The organism is Streptomyces sp. CY-1, assembly GCF_047218265.1.
GTDB classification, from domain to species: domain Bacteria; phylum Actinomycetota; class Actinomycetes; order Streptomycetales; family Streptomycetaceae; genus Streptomyces; species Streptomyces niphimycinicus.
In genome coordinates this window covers 6916033-6934744 of record NZ_CP178393.1, presented here as the reverse complement: position 1 = coordinate 6934744, position 18712 = coordinate 6916033, and the positions used below count along the sequence as shown (strand labels likewise).

Here is an 18712-nt window from a genome sequence, read left to right as displayed (position 1 = left end):
CGGGAGCCGGGGCCGGGATCAGGCCGGGGGCAGGAGTTTCTTCTGGGGCTTGCCCATGGCGTTGCGGGGCAGGGCCTCCAGGAAGCGGACCTTGCGGGGGCGCTTGTGGACGGAGAGCTGGGAGGCGACGAAGTCGATCAGCTCCTGTTCGCCGATGCCGTCGGCGACGACGTAGGCGACGATCTCCTGGCCCAGATCCTCGTGCGGGGCGCCGACGACGGCGGCCTCGCGGACCGCGGGGTGGTCGAGGAGGGCGTTCTCGACCTCGCCCGCGCCGATGCGGTAGCCGCCGGACTTGATCATGTCGGTGGAGGCGCGGCCCACGATGCGGTGGAAGCCGTCCGGGTCGATCGCGGCGATGTCGCCCGTGCGGAACCAGCCGTCCTCGGTGTACGAACCGGCCGTGGCCTCGGGCCGGTTCAGATAGCCGTCGAAGAGGGTGGGGCCGGTGAGCTGGAGTTCGCCGATCTCGGCGCCCTCCTCGGTGGCGATCCGGGTGCGGATGCCCGCCAGCGGGGTGCCGACATAGCCGGGGCGGCGCTCTCCGTCGGCCCGGGTGGAGAGGGTGATGAGGCTCTCGGTCATGCCGTAGCGCTCGATGGGGCGCTGGCCGGTGAGCCGCTCGAGGTCGCGGAAGACCGGGGCGGGCAGCGGGGCGCTGCCGGAGACCAGCAGCCGGGCGGAGGCCAGGGCGCGGGCGGAGTCCGGGTCCTGGACGATCCGGTTCCAGACCGTCGGCACGCCGAAGTAGAGGCTGCCGCCCGCCGCCGCGTACGCCGCCGGGGTCGGCTTGCCGGTGTGGACCAGGCGGCTGCCCGTGCGGAGCGCGCCCAGGACGCCCAGCACCAGCCCGTGCACATGGAACAGCGGCAGCCCGTGGACCAGCGTGTCCTCCGCGGTCCAGGCCCAGGCCGTGGCGAGCCCGTCCAGGTCGGCGGCCACCGCCCGCCGGGAGATCAGCGCGCCCTTGGGCGCCCCAGTGGTCCCCGAGGTGTAGAGGATGAACGCCGTGGACTCCGCGTCCGGCTCCGGCTTCGTCCACGCCGCCCGCTCGGCCGGGTCCACCGGGACCGTCTCGATCGGGGCCGCTATCGCCTCCCCGGTGAGCAGCAGGGTGGCGCCCGAGTCCCGCAGGATGTGGTCGCGTTCGGCCGGGCCGGAGTCCGGCGGTACGGGCACCACCGGCACCCCGGCCAGCAGCGCGCCGACCACCGCGACCACCGTCTCCGGCGTCGCGGTCGCCCGGACCGCCACGACCGGCGCACCGGCGATACGGGCCGCCACCGCGCCCGCGGCACCGAGCAGTTCCTCGCGCGAGAGGGAGCGGCCGCCGACGCTCAGCGCGTCGGGGCGGTCGCCGCCGGGCGCGGCGAGGGACGTGAGGAGAGGTGCGGTCACGGAACTGACTCCTTCCACAGCGGGCCGGGGGTACCAGGGGGGTACCCCTTCGCGCCCGCGCGTCTTTCGGGGGCTAGCCCTACCGACAAAGCGTCCCCGCGACCGTACCGTCATTAGCATGGACGCCCGTGACCCGGATCTGCCGGATCTGAAAAAGGAACTCGACGCGGCCCTTCAGACCCGTAAGGAGCTGGGTGCGGAGTACGAGTCGGAACTGGTCGACTCCTTCATGGACAAAGTCGAGCAGAGCTTCAACGATACGGCGGACCGGCATGTCCGCCGCCAGCTCGCCGAACAGCAGATGGCGGCGGCCCGCGGCACCCGCCCGTACGCCACCGGCGCGAACCCGGACCAGCCCCACGGGATGGGCATCGGCGAGCGCTTCGCCTTCGTCGGGGTCTCCCTGGTGCTGGCGATCCCGCTGTCGGCGATCGGCGTGGTGAACGAGGGCATGCCCGGCCTGCTGGTCACCTGGGCGGGGATCTTCGGGGTCAACGCGGTCCACGCGGCGGGGGGCTTCTCCTGGCTGCGCCGGGACAAGGGCCTGGAGGAGAGCCGGGACTAGGTTCCGCCGAGCTTCCGGGTGCTGGGGTCTTCCGGCGAGTGAGCCGAAGGGGCGCGTCGCTGTCGTAAGGGAGTCGCGCGCAGGGAGCGAGGTACGAGCGACCGAGCACGTCGACCGTCGACAGGGGGCACCTCCCGGCGGTAGCTGGGGGAGGCTTTTGCGCCCCGGAGGCGAACCGAGCCTCAAAAAAATACGCGGGGACCGCCGCACCCCGGTGCGTTGCACCGAGGGCGGGACGACGGCGGTCCCCGCGGGGGACGCGGGCCGGGTCAGGGCCGGACTTCCGCGTCCAGGGCGACCATGGAGGTCCGGGAGCCGCTCCGGAGGTCCTGTCGCCTCATCCTGGGTGTCGGTGTCGTCCTTCCGACACCCACTAATCTGCCGGAGCTGTGTTAACCCTGTGCTGCGGGCGCGTGACACGTACGTACCACTTCCCCGAAGCACTGGCGGGCCCTCCTCGAAGGGCAGTTGGGCCCCCTTCGGGCCCCGGTCGAATCCCCGTCGAGTCCCGTTCGAGCCCCCCTGATGAGCCCGCTCATGAGCGGTTACTTGACGCCGCTGGCCAGGTACGCCAGCAGGTCCTGCCGGCTCACCACACCCTTCGGCTTCCCCTCCACCAGCACGATCGCCGCGTCCGCCGTACCCAGCACCGCCATCAGGTCCTCGACCGGCTCGCCGGAGCCGACGTGCGGCAGCGGCGGGCTCATGTGCTTCTCCAGCGGGTCGGTCAGCTCCGCCCGCCGGGCGAACAGCGCGTCCAGCAGCTCGCGTTCCACCACCGAACCGATGACCTCGGCGGCCATCACATCCGGGTGCCCGGCGCCCGGCTTGACGATCGGCATCTGCGAGACGCCGTACTCCCGCAGCACGTCGATGGCCTCGCCCACCGTCTCCTCCGGGTGCATATGGACCAGCGAGGGCAGTCCGCCCTGCTTGCCCTGGAGGACGTCGCCGACCCGCACCGAGGGGCCGTCCTCCTCCAGGAAGCCGTAGTCGGCCATCCACTCATCGTTGAAGATCTTGGACAGATAGCCGCGGCCGCTGTCGGGCAGCAGCACGACCACCACATCGTCCGGGCCGAGCCGCTCGGCGACCTTCAGCGCGCCCACGACCGCCATTCCGCAGGAGCCGCCGACCAGCAGCCCCTCCTCCTTGGCCAGCCGCCGCGTCATCTGGAAGGCGTCCTTGTCGGAGACCGCGACGATCTCGTCCGCGACGGTCTGGTCGTAGGCGGTCGGCCAGAAGTCCTCACCGACGCCCTCGATCAGATACGGGCGGCCGGAGCCGCCGGAGTAGACGGAGCCCTCGGGGTCGGCGCCGATCACCTGGACCCTGCCCTCGCTGGCCTCCTTCAGATAGCGGCCGGTGCCGGAGATCGTGCCGCCGGTGCCGACGCCCGCGACAAAGTGGGTGATCTTCCCCTCGGTCTGCTCCCACAGCTCGGGGCCGGTGGACTCGTAGTGGGAGAGCGGGTTGTTCGGGTTGCTGTACTGGTCGGGCTTCCAGGCACCCGGCGTCTCGCGGACCAGCCGGTCGGAGACGTTGTAGTACGAGTCGGGGTGCTCGGGGTCCACCGCGGTGGGGCAGACCACCACCTCGGCGCCGTAGGCCCGCAGCACGTTGATCTTGTCCGTGGACACCTTGTCCGGGCAGACGAAGATGCACTTGTAGCCCTTGCGCTGGGCGACCATCGCGAGGCCCACGCCCGTGTTGCCGGACGTCGGCTCGACGATCGTGCCGCCCGGCTTAAGCTCACCGGAGCGCTCGGCCGCCTCGATCATCCGGACCGCGATCCGGTCCTTCACCGAGCCGCCGGGATTGAAGTATTCGACCTTGGCCAGGACGGTTGCCCGGATGCCCTCGGTCACGGTGTTGAGCTTCACCAGCGGGGTGTTGCCGACCAGCTCAATCATCGATTCGTAGTACTGCACACCTGCTCCTGGTCCGGTTCCGCGGGATCTCCGCGTCGGGGCGGCCGCCATCGCGGCGCCGTGCTGTCAGCTTATTGCGCGCCCCGGCCGTGCGACCCGTGCGTTGGGAGGAAGGCTGTGCGGGGCAACAAGTTGTTAGCAAGGCGTACAAAGGAGAGGGAAGCGCGTGCGCGTGCGGACGGAGGTGGGCTGGACCCATGTCGATGTCGAGGGCGAGGGTGGCGCGGCGGATCGCGGCTGCGGCGGCGTACGGGGGCGGCGGGATCGGGCTGCTGGGCGGGGTGACCGCCGTGCTGTTGCTCACCGAGGTGTCCCATGCGAAGCGGGTCGTGGGCGGGTCGGACGATCCTCCGCCGCGCGCGGACGGCCGATATGGCTTCGCCTTCGCCCGCAGGACCGGCCAGCCCCCACTGCGGCTGGCCTTTCTCGGCGACTCCACGGCCGCCGGGCAGGGCGTCCACCGCCCTAGTCAGACACCGGGCGCGCTGCTCGCCTCGGGGCTCGCGGCGGTCGCCGAGCGCCCGGTGGACCTGCGGAACGTGGCACTGCCGGGGGCGCAGTCCAGCGATCTGGAGCGCCAGGTCACGCTGGTGCTGGAGGATGCGGAGCTGCTTCCCGACGTATGCGTGATCATGATCGGGGCCAATGACGTCACCCGCCGGATGCCGCCCGCCAAGTCGGTTCGGCTGCTGTCGGACGCGGTGCGCAGACTGCGTGAGAGCGGCTGCGAGGTGGTGGTGGGCACCTGTCCCGACCTCGGCACGATCGAGCCCGTCTATCAGCCGCTGCGCTGGGTCGCGCGGCGGCTGAGCCGACAGCTCGCCGCCGCGCAGACGATCGGGGTGGTGGAGCAGGGCGGGCGCACGGTCTCGCTGGGCGATCTGCTCGGCCCCGAGTTCGCGGCCAATCCGCGTGAGCTGTTCGGCCCGGACAACTTCCACCCCTCGGCGGAGGGGTACGCCACGGCCGCGATGGCCGTTCTGCCGACCCTGTGCGACTCGCTGGACCTCTGGCCCGAGGAGGCGCCGGAGACGCTCGACGAGGGCATCCTGCCGGTCGCCACGGCGGCGGCCGAGGCGGCCGCGGAGGGCGGCACCGAGGTCACGGCGGCCCGCGGCCCCTGGGCCCGGCTGCTGCGGCGCCACCGACTCGCGGCACAGGAGCCCGCGACCGTATCCGGCTCCCCCGACACCTCGTATCCGACGCCCCCGCCCTCTTCGGGCTGCTGACCCCCGCCGGGTCCCGGGCCCGGCTGGGGCCTGCGGCCCGAGCCCATCCGGGTCTGCGGCCCCAGCCCACCGGGCCTGCGACCGCAGCCCACCAATGCCTGTGGGCCCGGGCCGGGCTTGCCACGCCGTCGCCGGACTCCGGCCGCCGCGCCGCCGCGGCGGCGGCACCTCCCCGGGCCGCCATGCCCCTGCGGGGTGGGCTGCTCTGCCCGGCCGGGCACGGCCTTCGTCTCGCGCCTCCGGCGCAAATGAGCAGCGGCGGCGGACGTACCCGGCCGAGCCTTCGCCGCCGACCACCGAGCCGGAAGGGGCGGGAGCCGGTGGCGGCTCCCGCCGCCTGGGGTCAAGGCCGACGCCGGAGAGCGGGCCGCGCCCACGCCACCGGGCCTGCGGGCCCCGGGCCGGGCGGGCACGCCGTCGCCGGACTCCGGCCGCCGCGCCGCCGCGGCGGCGGCACCTCCCCGGGCCGCCATGCCCCTGCGGGGTGGGCTGCTCTGCCCGGCCGGGCACGGCCTTCGTCTCGCGCCTCCGGCGCAAATGAGCAGCGGCGGCGGACGTACCCGGCCGAGCCTTCGCCGCCGACCACCGAGCCGGAAGGGGCGGGAGCCGGTGGCGGCTCCCGCCGCCTGGGGTCAAGGCCGACGCCGGAGAGCGGGCCGCGCCCACGCCACCGGGCCTGCGGGCCCCGGGCCGGGCGGGCACGCCGTCGCCGGACTCCGGCCGCCGCGCCGCCGCGGCGGCGGCACCTCCCCGGGCCGCCATGCCCCTGCGGGGTGGGCTGCTCTGCCCGGCCGGGCACGGCCTTCGTCTCGCGCCTCCGGCGCAAATGAGCAGCGGCGGCGGACGTACCCGGCCGAGCCTTCGCCGCCGACCACCGAGCCGGAAGGGGCGGGAGCCGGTGGCGGCTCCCGTCGGCGGGGCCGGGGCCGATGCCGGGCAGCAGGCAGTAGCGGGCCAGGGTCGCGCCACCGGCCGCTGGGCGGTGGCGGCTTCCGTGGGCCGGGGGCGTGGCCCATGCGGGGACGGGCAGGGGGTGGGGTACCCCTTTGGAAATCGCTTGATGGATTAGTTGCATCAGGTCAAGTAATGGGCGTGCCGGGGGCGGGGGCGCCCGGGTGGCGGGCGCCCGGCCCGTGTTCAGGGCCCGGGGGCACTGGGCCCCGGGCGGGCGGCGCCCGGGGGCGCATCGGGGCCCGTAGGGCGTGAGAGAAAGCGCCGCGGGCGACGCCAACCCGGGGTCGCTGAGCGTACGCTTGGAAAAAAGAGTCCCGGGTCACAGCCCGCACCCCGTGACCCTGCCGATACGTACGGGTAACTTCCCTCGGAGTCCCACCCGCACCCCCGCCCCCATGGAGCCGTGATGCCCGAAGCAGTGATCGTCTCTGCCGCCCGTTCTCCCATCGGCCGCGCCTTCAAGGGATCGCTCAAGGATCTGCGCCCGGACGACCTCACCGCCGAGATCATCCAGGCCGCGCTCGCCAAGGTCCCCGAGCTGGATCCGCGCGAGATCGACGACCTGATGCTCGGCTGCGGTCTGCCGGGCGGTGAGCAGGGACACAACCTGGGGCGGATCGTGGCCGTGCAGATGGGGATGGACCACCTCCCCGGCTGTACGGTCACCCGCTACTGCTCCTCCTCCCTCCAGACCTCGCGGATGGCGATGCACGCCATCAAGGCGGGCGAGGGCGATGTCTTCATCTCGGCGGGCGTCGAGATGGTCTCGCGGTCGAAGAAGGGCACCTCGGACGGACTGCCGGACACCCACAACCCGCTGTTCGCGGAGGCCGAGGCCCGTACCGTCGCGCGCGCCGAGCAGGAGGGCACCGACTGGCACGACCCGCGCGAGGACGGCCTGCTGCCCGACCCGTACATCGCCATGGGCCAGACCGCCGAGAACCTGGCCCGGCTCAAGGGCGTCACCCGTGAGGACATGGACGAGTTCGGCGTCCGGTCCCAGAACCTCGCCGAGGAAGCCATCGAGAAGGGCTTCTGGGAGCGTGAGATCACCCCGGTGACCACCCCGGACGGCACGGTCGTCAGCCAGGACGACGGCCCCCGCGCGGGCACCACCCTGGAGGCCGTGCAGGGCCTGAAGCCGGTCTTCCGCCCCGACGGCCGGATCACCGCGGGCAACTGCTGCCCGCTCAACGACGGCGCCGCGGCGCTGGTGATCATGTCCGACACCAAGGCGCGGGAGCTGGGCGTGACCCCGCTGGCCCGGATCGTGTCGACCGGCGTCTCCGGGCTCTCCCCCGAGATCATGGGGTACGGACCGGTCGAGGCGTCCAAGCAGGCGCTGGCCCGGGCCGGGATGTCGATCGGCGATATCGACCTGGTGGAGATCAACGAGGCGTTCGCCGCGCAGGTCATCCCGTCCTACCGCGACCTGGGCATCGACCTGGACCGGCTCAATGTCAACGGCGGCGCGATCGCCGTGGGCCACCCCTTCGGCATGACCGGCGCCCGGATCACCGGCACGCTGATCAATTCGCTTCAGTTCCACGACAAGCAGTTCGGCCTGGAGACCATGTGCGTCGGCGGCGGCCAGGGCATGGCGATGGTCATCGAGCGCCTGAGCTGAGCCGGACCGGGCCGGGCGGCCGAGCGCGGCCGAGCCGCTGGGCGGAGCCGGGCCGGGCCGGGGGCCGAGCCGCCGCGCGTCTGAGACACTGGTCTGGATCGAGCCGTGACCGAATCTCCCCCAGGATGTGACAAAGGTCCTGGGGGAGAGCCGTCTGCCCAGCTCAGTACCGGTGACCAAAGACCCTTCCGGTACCGAATTCTGCCCATTTGGTGATGGTATGTGCTGACGTCGGGAGGCGATAAGCCTCAAGCTGAGGTAGGAATTCGGGGGATCAACAGCCAACCGGGAGTACGTCAGTGAGCCCCACGACTCTTGCCCTCCTCCTGGCCGCGGTGACCGCCACGGCCGTAGGGGCGGCCGCCCTGCACACCGCGCGCGGTATGCGCCGGCAGATCTGTGAGCTGCGCGCTGAGCTGGCGGCCACCGTCGCCGCCGGCGCCCAGGCGGGCAGCGGCGGCGAGGAGAACGGTGCGACGGTGCCCGCACCCCGCGCCACCCCGGCCGCCGAGATACGCGCGGCGGTGGCCGAGGCGCTCGCCGAGGAGCGGGAGCGCGAGCTGGCCGAGGCGCGGGCGTTCTGGGCCGCCCAGGAGGCCAGGGACTCCGCCGGAACGGCCGACGCCCACTCGCTGCTGGGCGGGCCCGGCGGGTACGGCGAGGACGCCGTACAGGACGCGCAGCTCTTCGTGCCCCGCCAGGCCGATCTGGCCGGGCTCGAACCGCTGCTCGGTCTGGACGCGCTGGGCCCCGAGGCGCTGGACTCCGGCGGGGACCAGGAACCCGAGGTCGAGGCCGAGGTGGAGCTGGAGCTGGGCGTCGAGCCGGAGCCGGCGGCCGAGCCCCGGGAGTCGGCCGAACTCGCGGCGGCCCGCCGGCGCCATCCGTCCCACCCCGACTTCTCCCCGTCGTCCCCCGTGGCCGACCACGACCGTACGGTGACCCGGATCACCGAGCTGGCCGCCGCCCGCACCCCGCTGTCCGATGTGCGCCCCGGGCCCCTCGGCACCCTGGATGTCTATGTCTTCGCCGACGGCACCACGATCTGCATGACCCCGGGCCACCGGGAGACCGCCGAGCGGCTGGCGGACGCGCTGCGCGAGGGCACTGTCCCGGTGCTGCTCGGCGGCTCGGGCGTCTCCGGTGCGTTTGCGCTCACGTTCGGTTGCGGCGAGGACAATGTGTACGTCCTGGCCGACCGCGTCATCGCCTCGTTGTAAGGGCAGCCACCCGGGTACTCAGACCCCGCAGCGCCCCGCCGTCTCCACCACGAGCGCCACCGCCTCGGTGACCCCCTGCGCCGCCCGGGCGCCCCCGGAGCCGCCCGGCGCACGCTCCAGCGCGTGCACCAAATCATGTCCGGCCACCGCCACCTGGTCGGCGACCACGAACAGCCCCGCGTCCGGCATGATCCGCGGCGGGGTTCCCGGCTCCTCCAGACGCTGTGCGCGCGCCGACAATTCCCTAGCCAGCGCCAGTCCTTCGGCCGCCGCGCCCGCGCGCAGGCGGGACTGCGGAAGGGCACGCAGCCGGTCGGCGAACCGGTCCACGGCGGTCATGAGGGGGGTCGTATCATCCACGCTCCGAGCGTATGCGCCACCGAGGGACTGTTGCCAACGGGCGAACACTCAGGCACGGTGAGCTGAAGGAAACCCGGGCCATGGACCCGGGGGCCGGCATGGAAGCGTCCGGAGGCGCCGATGTCCCAAATCTTCTCCGACGAGACTCACCGGAACCTACTCTCCCGCATCCCCCAGTGCACGGGCCGTGAAGTCGCCGATTGGCTGCGCACGGTCGACGATGGCCCCGCTTTCTTCCGCTTCGAGGAGAAGGTGAGCTGGTTGCGCGGCGAGCACCAGCTCGCATACGGCCACGCGAAAGCCATCATCCATGAACACGACTTGAGGCGTGCGGCACGCAAGCTGCTGTAGCCGCTGCCCGGAGGCAGAAGCGTGTATGACAGACCCACCGAGCCGGGCGGCTTAAGCCGCACAGGAAGAAGGGCCCGCGGAGGTCATCGCCTCCGCGGGCCCTTTCAGGTGTTGCGGGTCCGAGCCGGTGGTGCGGACGAGGCCCGCACCACCCGACGCTAGTCCCTGAAGATCGAGATCAGCCGGAGCAGCTCCAGGTAGATCCAGACCAGCGAGAGCGTCAGCCCGAAGGCCGCCAGCCAGGACTCCTCACGCGGAGCGCCGTACTGGACGCCGTCCTCGATCTGCTTGAAGTCCATCGCCAGGAACGCCGCGCCGAGCACGACACCGACGAGGCCGAAGACGATGCCGAGGCCACCGCTGCGGAAGCCGAGGCCGTCCCCGCCGCCGATGAGGGCGAACAGCAGGTTGACCGCCATCAGCAGCACGAAGCCGATGGCGGCGGCGAGCACAAAGCGCTGGAATCGCGCGTTCACCCGGATGAGGCGGGTCTTGTACGCGACGAGCACACCGACGAACACGGCCATCGTGCCGAGCACGGCCTGCATCGGGATGCCGGACCAGCGCTCGTTGTACACCTGGCTGATGACGCCGAGGAAGAGACCCTCGAAGAGGGCGTAACCCATGATCAGCGCGGGCGAGGCCGTGCGCTTGAACGACTGGACGAGGCCGAGCACCATCGCCACGAGCGCGGCGCCGAAGCCCACGCCCACCGGAAGCTGCGCGATCCACGCGGCCGCGGCGGCGACGATGACGGTACCGAGCGTCATTCCGGTGCGCATGACGACGTCGTCCATCGTCATCCGGCCGGTCTGAAGCGGACCCGCCGGCGGCGCACCATACATCTGCTGGAGCTGCTCGGGGGTCAGATTCTGCTGGTCGCCCGCCGCATAGGGGTTTGTGGGCGCCTGTGTCTGCGCGTACGGATTGCCTTGACCGGCGACGGGGCTCCCGGCCTGCGGCGCCGCGCCGAAACCGGCGTAGCCGCCGCTGCGGCTGAACCCCCGTCGCGAGAAGACCGGGTTGCTGCTCCTCATCTCACTCCTCCATGGCCGCCGGGCGCGACCTTGACTCAAGAGTAATAGGTAAGCAAAGAAAGCACCCTAGTGCCCAAGGAGGATCTTTTCACGCAGGGAGGGACCGCGCGAGGCCCCTGCGGGTCCCGCCACGGCACGTGGGGCGACCCTTCACCCACGCTGACCGCGCCCCATCGGATCCGTGCCTCGGTGGGCGGCCCGCCATGCCATGGGGCTGGAGCCGAACTCGTCGCGGAACCAGCGTGAGAAGGTGCTGAGGGCGGAGAAGCCGAGTAGTTCCGCGATCTGGGTGAGCGTGCGGTTCTGGTTGACCAGGTACTGCTGGGCCAGTTGCGCACGGGTGGAGCTCAGCACCGACGAGAACGTCTCCCCGGATTGGGCGAGGTGGCGGTGGACCGTCTTGCGGTCGACGCCCAGACTGTGCGCGACCTGCTGGAGCGAACAGCGACCTGTCGGGAGCAGCGCCTCGACGAGGTCCCGGATGCGGTCGACCTCGGCTTCGGGCCGGGGGACGGCGAGCGCTTCGAGGTGCTGCCGGGCGTAGGGCCTCAGCAGGGGGTCCGACTGTTTGTTCGGGGCGTTGAGATCGGCGGCGTAGAAGACGATGCCGTTGACCTCCTGGCCGAAGCGCAACGCGGGGCCGAGGACGCGGTGGTGGGTCGCCGTGTCGGCCGGTGCCTCGTGGGTGAACAGGACGGTGACCGGCTTCCAGTCGCCGCCGATGAGGCTGTGGAGATAGCGGTGTATGGCACCGACGAGCAGCTCCGTGGCCTGGCGGCCCGCGGGTACGGTGCCCAGGTCCAGGGCGGGCTGTGGAGCCTGGCGGCGCTGTGGTCAGCCGCCGCGGGCAGCTACGCCCAGTTGTTCACGGCCCGGTCGATGCTGGGCGTCGGGGAGGCCGGCTACGGCCCGGCAGGGGCGGCCCTGCTGTCCAGTTACTTCCCTCAGCGCGTGCGGGCGACCGTGCTGAGCGTCTTTCAGGCCGCCGGTCCACTGGGGTCGGTGCTCGGGGTGGTCCTCGGCGGCAGCATGGTCGAGCACTGGGGATGGCGGCTGACGCTGGGCGCGTTCGGAGTCCCCGGACTGGTGCTGGCGCTGATGTTCCTGAGGGTGCGTGACTACCGCGCTCCCGCCGCGGCGGACGACGCCGTAAGTGCGGCCGCCGGCACCTCGACGGCCGCCGTCGACCAGCCGAAACTGCGCGAGACCCTGCGGGAGCTGTGCCAAGTCCGCACGGCCACCTGGTGCTATGCCGGCGGGGCCCTCAACCTGGTGCTGCTGTCCACGCTCTACACATGGCTGCCCACCTACCTGACGCGTGAAGACGGCCTGTCCTCGGCCGCCTCCGGCACCAAGACGGCACTGGTGATCCTCGCCGGCGCCGCGGGAACCGTCGCCTTCGGCCACCTGGCCGATCGGTGCGGTGCACACCGTCCGCGGCGCAGGCTCATGGTCCCCGCGCTGGCCGCCGGGGCCACCTGCCTCGGGTGGCCAACCTCCTCGCCTCGCGGGGCATAGGGCGGGGCGAGGAGGTCGCGTTGTCCTGTGCCAACGTGCCGCAGTTCCCCGTCGTCCACTACGGCATTCTCAAGGCCGGCGCCGTGGTCGTACCGGTCAACGTGCTGCTCAAGCGCCGTGAGATCGCCTACCACCTGGCCGACTCGGAGGCCAGGGCCTACTTCTGCTTCGAGGGGACGGACGAGCTCCCTCTCGGGCAGGAGGGATGGGCCGGATTCACCGAGACCGAGGGCTGCGAGGACTTCTTCCTCATCACCGCCGGTCCCGTCGCCGCATGCGCCCTGAGCCGGGCCGAGACCCTCGACGAGGCACTCGATGGGCGGAGCGCCGAGTTCGCCGCCGACGCGGACGCGGCGGCCGCCGGGCAGAACCTGCGTATCGCCGTCTCCGGTGGCGCTCCGCTGCCCGTGGAGATCCACCGGAGCTTCCGCCGCCGCTTCGGGACGTCGATCCGGGAAGGCTACGGACTGTCGGAGACCAGCCCGCTGGCGACCTTCACGCCCCCGGGCTCCGAGCCACGACCCGGTTCCATCGGCAAGCCGGTCTGGGGGGTCGAGGTGGACCTGATCGGAGACGACTGGACCTCGGTCGGCGATGGCCGGATCGGAGAGGTCGCGATCCGCGGCCACAATGTGATGCGGGGCTACCACCGGCGACCCGAAGCCACCGCCGAGGTCCTGCGTGACGGCTGGTTCCGCACCGGCGACCTGGCCTCCCGCGACGAGGACGGCTGGCTCTACATCGTCGACCGCGCCAAGGACATGATCATCCGGGGTGGCTTCAACGTCTATCCGCGTGAGATCGAAGAGACCCTGCTCTCCCACCCCGCCGTCAGCATGGCCGCCGTCGTCGGGGTACCCCACGCCACCTACGGTGAGGAGGTCAAGGCGTTCATCGTTCCCGTACCCGGTGCGGAGATCACCGAAGAGGCTCTTGTCGCCTGGTGCCGCGGCACCATGGCCGGTTACAAGTACCCCCGTGCCCCGCCGAGCCGCTGTTCCACCTGGTGGCGCGATCACTCCGGCGGGGCTCTTTCGCGTGGTCACGTACGCCATGGAGGGGCGATGCGCCCGCGTGGTCCCACACTCCACCGAGAACTCTGCGTCACCGACGCGTTTCAGTAGGTCAGGGGGTGTGAGCAAGGTGGTGCCCGGAACCGGACTTGAACCGGTACGCCCGCGAGGGGCAGCGAGGTTTAAGCTCGCCGTGTCTGCATTCCACCATCCGGGCGGCGGTTCCCCCTGGGCCGTACGGAGCGCATACGGCCCTCCCCTGGAAGAGAGCAGCACGAGCCTATCCGGGGACATGCCCCCGCACAGTGAATCCGCGGACCGAGGTTGTCTTATTTTATTGGCAACTGAGGGTGCATCAGCAGCGGGGCGGGGTACCCGAAGATGCCGACGGCCATTGGACCTGCCGATATGCCCTGAACCCCCACTAACTGGGGATTGACGCAATCTCGACGCCCCGCCCGGGGTGTCTTCTCCTCCTCAAGGAGGACTCCGCCACCACCACCTACATCGCGAGACCCCCCGCAGAACCGGAGCACGGGGTGATCCCGTCCCCTTTTACAACCGGAACCATGGAGTGACGTCCCGCCCACTCCCGTAGAGCACGACAGGAGTCATCCACCGTGACCACCACCCCCTTCGGCGTCGAAACCGCCCACCGCACCTCAGCGGCGGCCGCCCGGGCCACCGATCTCTCCAAGGTCTACGGCGAGGGCGAGACTCAGGTCATCGCCCTGGACTCGGTCTCGGTCGAGTTCCGCCAGGCGGAGTTCACCGCGATCATGGGCCCCTCGGGCTCCGGCAAGTCGACGCTGATGCACTGCATGGCGGGTCTCGACACGATCTCCAGCGGCTCGGCCCGGATCGGCGACGTCGAACTGACCACGCTCAAGGACAAGAAGCTCACCCAGTTGCGCCGCGACAAGATCGGCTTCATCTTCCAGGCGTTCAACCTGCTGCCCACGCTGAACGCGCTGGAGAACATCACCCTCCCGATGGACATCGCCGGCCGCAAGGCCGACCAGGCGTGGCTGGACCAGGTCGTGGCCACGGTCGGCCTGGCCGGGCGGCTCAAGCACCGGCCCAACCAACTGTCGGGTGGTCAGCAGCAGCGCGTCGCGGTGGCCCGCGCCCTGGCCGGCCAGCCGGAGATCATCTTCGCCGACGAGCCGACCGGAAACCTGGACTCCCGCTCCGGCGCCGAGGTCCTGGGCTTCCTCCGCAACTCGGTGCGGGAGATGGGCCAGACGATCGTGATGGTGACCCACGACCCGGTCGCCGCGTCCTACGCCGACCGCGTGGTCTTCCTCGCCGACGGCCGGATCGTGGACGATCTGCGCAACCCCACCGCCGACTCGGTCCTCGACCGCATGAAGCGCTTCGACGCCAAGGGCCGTACGAGCTGACGCGGGGCGCGCCCGTATCCGTACGCCGCCTCGCACTCCCCTCCCCACCCCTCAGGACTGACACTCATGCTCCGTACAGCCCTGCGCAATGTGCTTGCGCACAAGGCCCGGTTGCTGATGACCGTGCTCGCCGTGATGCTCGGCGTGGCCTTCGTCGCCGGCACCCTGGTCTTCACCAACACCATCTCCGACGCCTATCAGAAGAGCTCCCAGAAGGGCTTCCAGGGCGTCGACGTCGCCATCAGCCCGGACAAGAAGGACGACGACTCCGCCAACCCCGGTGACGCCCCCCGGCTGAGCCAGCAGGTGCTCGACAAGGCGGCCAAGGTGCCCGGCGCCGCCTCCGCCTACGGTGTGGTGAACGGCTACTCCGCCCTCGCCGACAAGAAGGGCGACCTGCTCGGCGGCGGCTTCTCCAACCGCGGCGGCAACTACTACCCGGGAGCCGATGGCAAGGACCCCCGGTACACGATGACCGAGGGCCGCGCCCCCAAGGCCGCGGGTGAGATCGCGCTCGACTCCAAGACCGCCGAGCGCGGCAAGTACAAGGCCGGGGACTCCATCCGGGTCTCCGTCGACGGCCCGGTGCGCACCGAGAAGGTCGTCGGCGTCTTCACCACCGACGACGGCAATGTGGCGGCCGGCGGCACCCTCGCGCTGTACGACACGGTCACCGCCCAGAAGCTGTTCGCCAAGCCCGGGCAGTTCGACGAGATCGACGTGAAGGCCGCCGCGGGCACCTCGCAGGCGACGCTGAAGTCCGCGCTCGACAAGGTCCTGCCCGAGCAGGCCAAGGCCACCACCGGCAAGAAGCTCGCCGATGACCAGGCCAAGGCGATCGAAGACGGCATGAGCAGCATGCAGACCGCGATGCTGGTGTTCGCCGGGATCGCGCTCTTCGTCGGCATCTTCATCATCGTCAACACCTTCTCCATGCTGGTCGCCCAGCGCACCAAGGAGCTCGCCCTGATGCGCGCGGTGGGTGCGACCCGCCGTCAGGTGACCCGGTCGGTGCTGATGGAGGCCACCTTCGTGGGCGCCGTCGCGGCCGTGGTGGGCCTCGCGGCCGGTGTCGGCATCGGCGCCCTGCTGCGCTCGGTGCTCAACTCCACCGGGGCCAGCGTCCCGGACGGTCCGCTGATCGTCGCGCCCAACACGGTGCTGATCTCGGTGCTGGTGGGCGTCGTGGTGACCGTGCTCTCCGCCTGGCTGCCCGGCCGCCGCGCCGCCAAGATCCCGCCGGTCGCCGCGATGAACAGCGTGCACGCCGCGCCGACCACCCGTGGTCTGGTGGTCCGCAACACCATCGGCTCGCTCTTCGCCGCGGCCGGTATCGCCCTGGTGGTGTCCGGTGCGGGCATGAACGGCAGCGACGGCCAGGGCCCGATGGCGTTCGGCGCGGCCGTCCTGGTGATCGGCGTCTTCATCCTCACCCCGCTGCTGTCCCGGCCGCTGATCGCGGCCGCCTCCCCGGTGCTGAAGATCTTCGGGATGCCCGGCAAGCTGGCCCGGCAGAACGCGGTGCGCAACCCGCGCCGTACCGCCGCCACCGCCTCCGCCCTGATGGTCGGTCTCACCCTGATCACCGGCATGACGGTGATCGCGGGGAGCATGCAGAAGGGCATCAACAACATGGCCGCCGACGGGCTGAAGTCCGACTACGTGGTCAGCATGGGCGGGGACGGCGTACGGCCGCTGTCGCCGGAGGTGTCCAAGACCCTGGCCAAGGTGCCCCAGGTCACCGCGATCAGCCCGCTGCGCTCCTCCCCGGCCCGGGTCGCCGGTGACACCGAGACCCTGATGGGCGTCGACCCCAAGGCCATCAAGGAACTGGTGAACGTGGACTTCACCGAGGGCTCCTTCGGCGCGCTCGGTGGCACCAAGGTCCTCGTCGACGACAAGATCGCCGACGAGAACCACTGGAAGGTCGGCTCCGCCTTCCCCGTGACCTACGAGGACGGCAGCAAGGGCCGGCTGACCGTGGGCGGTGTCTACGAGGGCAACCAGATGGTCAACGGCGTCATGCTGGACAGCGCCACGGTCACCCCGCACATGACGACCGTCGCCGACTTCCAGGTGATGCTGAAGACCAAGGGCGGCGCCACGCAGGACACCCAGGACCTGCTGAAGAAGACGCTCGGCGACAACCCCGCGATCAAGGTCCAGAACAAGCAGGACCTCTCGGACGAGATCGCCAAGGCGTTCACCCTGATGCTGAACATGCTCTACGGGCTGCTCGGCATGGCCGTGATCGTCGCGGTGCTCGGCGTCATCAACACCCTGGCGATGTCGGTCTTCGAGCGGTCCAAGGAGATCGGCATGCTGCGGGCGATCGGCCTGGACCGGGCCGGTATCAAGCGGATGGTGCGGCTGGAGTCGCTGGTCATCTCGCTCTTCGGCGGGGTGCTCGGCATCGGCCTCGGCGTCTTCTTCGGCTGGGCGGCCGGTGAGCTGATCGCCGCCGAGCTGCCGACCTACGAGCTGGTGCTGCCGTGGGCCCGGATGGGTCTGTTCCTGCTGATGGCCGCTCTGGTCGGGGTGATCGCCGCGCTGTGGCCGGCCCGGCGGGCCTCCAAGCTCAACATGCTGATGGCCATCAAGGCCGAGTAGCGACGAGCCGATCGGCAGGCCGCCACCGGACGTCCCCGTCCGCCCCCTCTCCGGGGCGGACGGGGACGTCCGCGTTTCAGCCGCGCCAGTCGCGGGCGCGCAGCGGCAGCCCCGAGGTCCCGCTCTCGGGGGTGCGGACGGCGAGGATCTGGTTGACCCCGATCCGGTTGCGTTCGAAGGAGAGGGCGGAGGCCGCCATATAGAGCCGCCAGACCCGGGCCCGGCCCGGGGAGGTCAGCCGCATGGCCCGCGGCCAGGACCGCTCCAGGTTGGCGACCCAACCGCGCAGCGTGAGCGCGTAATGCTCGCGGATGGCCTCCACATCGCGTACCTCGAAGCCCGCCTCCTCGAGCTGGGTGACGGTCCGGCCGACCGGGGCCAGCTCGCCGTCGGGGAAGACATACCGGTCGATGAACTCGTCCACGTGGTACGCCTCTTCGTCCGGCTGGGGGCGCCGGGCGATCTGGTGGTTCAGCAGCCGCCCGCCGGGCCGCAGCAGCCGGTGCAGGATGGCGGTGTACTCGGCGTAGCGCACGGAGCCCACATGCTCGGCCATCCCGATGGAGGAGATGGCGTCGTACGGCCCGTCCGGAACCTCGCGGTAGTCCTGGACCCGGATCTCCACCTGGTCGGTGAGCCCGGCGTCCGCGATGCGCTTGCGGGCGTACGCCGCCTGCTCCTCGGAGAGCGTGACGCCGACGGCGCGCACCCCGTACTCGCGCGCCGCGTGCAGCACCATCGAGCCCCAGCCGCACCCCACGTCCAGCAGCCGCTGGCCCGGTCGCAGGGCCAGCTTGCGGCAGACGAGGTCCAGCTTGGCGCGCTGGGCGTCCTCGAGCGCCGCATCCGGTCTGTCCCAGTAGGCGCAGGAGTAGACCATCGAGGGGCCGAGCACCAGCTCGTAGAAGTCGTTGCCCACGTCGTAGTGGTGGCTGATGGCCTTCTTGTCGCGGCGCAGGGAGTGCAGCGGGCCGAAGCCGGTGCGCGCCTCCTCGCGGGGCGGGGCCGGCGGCAGCCCCGGCCCGGCGAGCGCGATCAGCTTCCGGGCGGCGGTGCGCAGCGCGGGGTCGCGCAGCGCCTCGATGCCGGTGCGCAGCCGGGACCGCGGCGCGGTGGCGGGGCCGCGCTCCCACAGCAGCCCGGACAGCCGCTCCAGGGCGTCATACAGATCGCCCTCGACGTCCAGGTCCCCGGCGACCCAGGCGCGGGCCAGGCCCAGCTCGCCCGGCCGCCACAGCAGCCGGCGCAGCGCCCGGCGGCGCCGGATGACCAGGGTGGGGGCGCCGGGCGGGCCGGTCTCGCTGTGGTCCCAGGCGCGGACGCGGATCGGGAGGGGGTCTCCCAGCACCTCCTTGGCCAGGGTGGCGATCCGCCCAGCGGCGTCGGACATGTCACACCTCCGTGATGGCGAGTCAGGAAGATTCACTCACCACGTAAACACCATGGAACCCGCTTTACAGTCCCGCCGACACGTCTGGAATCGGCAAAACAGCTTC

15 protein-coding genes, 1 tRNA gene and 1 pseudogene are annotated in these 18712 nt (G+C 71.4%); 9 read left to right on the top strand and 8 right to left on the bottom strand.

Annotated elements, in window-relative coordinates; translation table 11 throughout:
* Positions 1–18 precede the first annotated feature (18 nt).
* Positions 19–1398 (bottom strand): acyl-CoA synthetase, encoded by a 1380-nt coding sequence (locus ACK1X7_RS29880; protein WP_390795150.1) that lies wholly within the window; start codon positions 1396–1398, stop codon positions 19–21.
* 118 nt (positions 1399–1516) lie between these two features.
* Here ACK1X7_RS29880 and ACK1X7_RS29875 point away from each other — a divergent pair, with 118 nt between their 5' ends.
* The gene (locus ACK1X7_RS29875) at positions 1517–1963 is read left to right on the top strand and encodes a hypothetical protein (protein WP_385143572.1); all 447 of its coding nucleotides are present in this window, start codon (positions 1517–1519) and stop codon (positions 1961–1963) included.
* Between the two features lie 545 nt (positions 1964–2508).
* On the opposite strand, the gene ACK1X7_RS29870 is transcribed toward ACK1X7_RS29875, so the two are convergent.
* Entirely contained in the window at positions 2509–3894 is a 1386-nt protein-coding gene (locus ACK1X7_RS29870; protein ID WP_385143574.1) for a cystathionine beta-synthase, read from the bottom strand.
* Between the two features lie 197 nt (positions 3895–4091).
* On the opposite strand from ACK1X7_RS29870, the gene ACK1X7_RS29865 reads away from it, so the two are divergent.
* The 3 genes from ACK1X7_RS29865 to ACK1X7_RS29855 all read left to right on the top strand — a co-directional run bounded on the left by ACK1X7_RS29865 (position 4092) and on the right by ACK1X7_RS29855 (position 8924).
* Positions 4092–5123, top strand: coding sequence for an SGNH/GDSL hydrolase family protein (locus ACK1X7_RS29865; RefSeq protein ID WP_413115862.1), 1032 nt, complete (start codon positions 4092–4094; stop codon positions 5121–5123).
* A gap of 1360 nt (positions 5124–6483) precedes the next feature.
* Entirely contained in the window at positions 6484–7704 is a 1221-nt protein-coding gene (locus ACK1X7_RS29860) for an acetyl-CoA C-acetyltransferase (RefSeq protein WP_385144542.1), read from the top strand.
* A gap of 299 nt (positions 7705–8003) precedes the next feature.
* Positions 8004–8924: a hypothetical protein gene (locus ACK1X7_RS29855; protein WP_390795151.1), complete on the top strand. Its 921-nt coding sequence runs from the start codon at positions 8004–8006 to the stop codon at positions 8922–8924.
* Positions 8925–8942: 18 nt separating this feature from the next.
* Here ACK1X7_RS29855 and ACK1X7_RS29850 read toward each other — a convergent pair whose 3' ends face one another.
* Entirely contained in the window at positions 8943–9263 is a 321-nt protein-coding gene (locus tag ACK1X7_RS29850; RefSeq protein WP_385144544.1) for a hypothetical protein, read from the bottom strand.
* A gap of 141 nt (positions 9264–9404) precedes the next feature.
* On the opposite strand from ACK1X7_RS29850, the gene ACK1X7_RS29845 reads away from it, so the two are divergent.
* On the top strand, positions 9405–9635 hold the full coding sequence (locus ACK1X7_RS29845) for a DUF4287 domain-containing protein (protein WP_014061257.1): 231 nt from the start codon (positions 9405–9407) through the stop codon (positions 9633–9635).
* Positions 9636–9793: 158 nt separating this feature from the next.
* Here ACK1X7_RS29845 and ACK1X7_RS29840 read toward each other — a convergent pair whose 3' ends face one another.
* The 3 genes and pseudogenes from ACK1X7_RS29840 to ACK1X7_RS29830 all read right to left on the bottom strand — a co-directional run.
* Complete coding sequence (locus ACK1X7_RS29840; protein ID WP_385144538.1) at positions 9794–10672, bottom strand: Bax inhibitor-1/YccA family protein; 879 nt, start codon at positions 10670–10672, stop codon at positions 9794–9796.
* 150 nt (positions 10673–10822) lie between these two features.
* Positions 10823–11305, bottom strand: a complete 483-nt coding sequence (locus ACK1X7_RS29835) for a helix-turn-helix transcriptional regulator (RefSeq protein WP_413115861.1) — start codon at positions 11303–11305, stop codon at positions 10823–10825.
* Positions 11306–11419: pseudogene (locus tag ACK1X7_RS29830) on the bottom strand (AraC family transcriptional regulator); the annotation flags it as partial.
* On the opposite strand from ACK1X7_RS29830, the gene ACK1X7_RS29825 reads away from it, so the two are divergent.
* Both ACK1X7_RS29825 and ACK1X7_RS29820 read left to right on the top strand, forming a co-directional pair.
* Entirely contained in the window at positions 11414–12190 is a 777-nt protein-coding gene (locus ACK1X7_RS29825; RefSeq protein ID WP_385144534.1) for an MFS transporter, read from the top strand. The pseudogene ACK1X7_RS29830 and the gene ACK1X7_RS29825 sit on opposite strands and share 6 nt — an antisense overlap.
* Before the next feature lie 20 nt (positions 12191–12210).
* Positions 12211–13314, top strand: a complete 1104-nt coding sequence (locus ACK1X7_RS29820; protein ID WP_385144532.1) for an AMP-binding protein — start codon at positions 12211–12213, stop codon at positions 13312–13314.
* Between the two features lie 20 nt (positions 13315–13334).
* Here ACK1X7_RS29820 and ACK1X7_RS29815 read toward each other — a convergent pair.
* Positions 13335–13420 (bottom strand) — tRNA-Leu (locus ACK1X7_RS29815).
* Positions 13421–13823: 403 nt separating this feature from the next.
* Here ACK1X7_RS29815 and ACK1X7_RS29810 point away from each other — a divergent pair.
* Both ACK1X7_RS29810 and ACK1X7_RS29805 read left to right on the top strand, forming a co-directional pair.
* The gene (locus ACK1X7_RS29810; RefSeq protein ID WP_361508857.1) at positions 13824–14606 is read left to right on the top strand and encodes an ABC transporter ATP-binding protein; all 783 of its coding nucleotides are present in this window, start codon (positions 13824–13826) and stop codon (positions 14604–14606) included.
* 66 nt (positions 14607–14672) lie between these two features.
* Positions 14673–17216, top strand: coding sequence for an ABC transporter permease (locus ACK1X7_RS29805; RefSeq protein ID WP_385144530.1), 2544 nt, complete (start codon positions 14673–14675; stop codon positions 17214–17216).
* 76 nt (positions 17217–17292) lie between these two features.
* Here the strand turns inward: ACK1X7_RS29805 and ACK1X7_RS29800 are convergent, their stop codons facing one another.
* Positions 17293–18606, bottom strand: a complete 1314-nt coding sequence (locus tag ACK1X7_RS29800) for a class I SAM-dependent methyltransferase (protein WP_385144528.1) — start codon at positions 18604–18606, stop codon at positions 17293–17295.
* Positions 18607–18712 lie beyond the last annotated feature (106 nt).

Bases quoted from the DNA above. Each gene is read 5' to 3' on its own strand.
- ACK1X7_RS29875 (WP_385143572.1), top strand. From the start codon at position 1,517: ATGGACGCCCGTGACCCGGATCTGCCGGATCTGAAAAAGGAACTCGAC.
- ACK1X7_RS29865 (WP_413115862.1), top strand. From the start codon at position 4,092: ATGTCGATGTCGAGGGCGAGGGTGGCGCGGCGGATCGCGGCTGCGGCG.
- ACK1X7_RS29860 (WP_385144542.1), top strand. From the start codon at position 6,484: ATGCCCGAAGCAGTGATCGTCTCTGCCGCCCGTTCTCCCATCGGCCGC.
- ACK1X7_RS29850 (WP_385144544.1), bottom strand. From the start codon at position 9,263: ATGACCGCCGTGGACCGGTTCGCCGACCGGCTGCGTGCCCTTCCGCAG.
- ACK1X7_RS29845 (WP_014061257.1), top strand. From the start codon at position 9,405: ATGTCCCAAATCTTCTCCGACGAGACTCACCGGAACCTACTCTCCCGC.
- ACK1X7_RS29840 (WP_385144538.1), bottom strand. From the start codon at position 10,672: ATGAGGAGCAGCAACCCGGTCTTCTCGCGACGGGGGTTCAGCCGCAGC.
- ACK1X7_RS29805 (WP_385144530.1), top strand. From the start codon at position 14,673: ATGCTCCGTACAGCCCTGCGCAATGTGCTTGCGCACAAGGCCCGGTTG.
- ACK1X7_RS29800 (WP_385144528.1), bottom strand. From the start codon at position 18,606: ATGTCCGACGCCGCTGGGCGGATCGCCACCCTGGCCAAGGAGGTGCTG.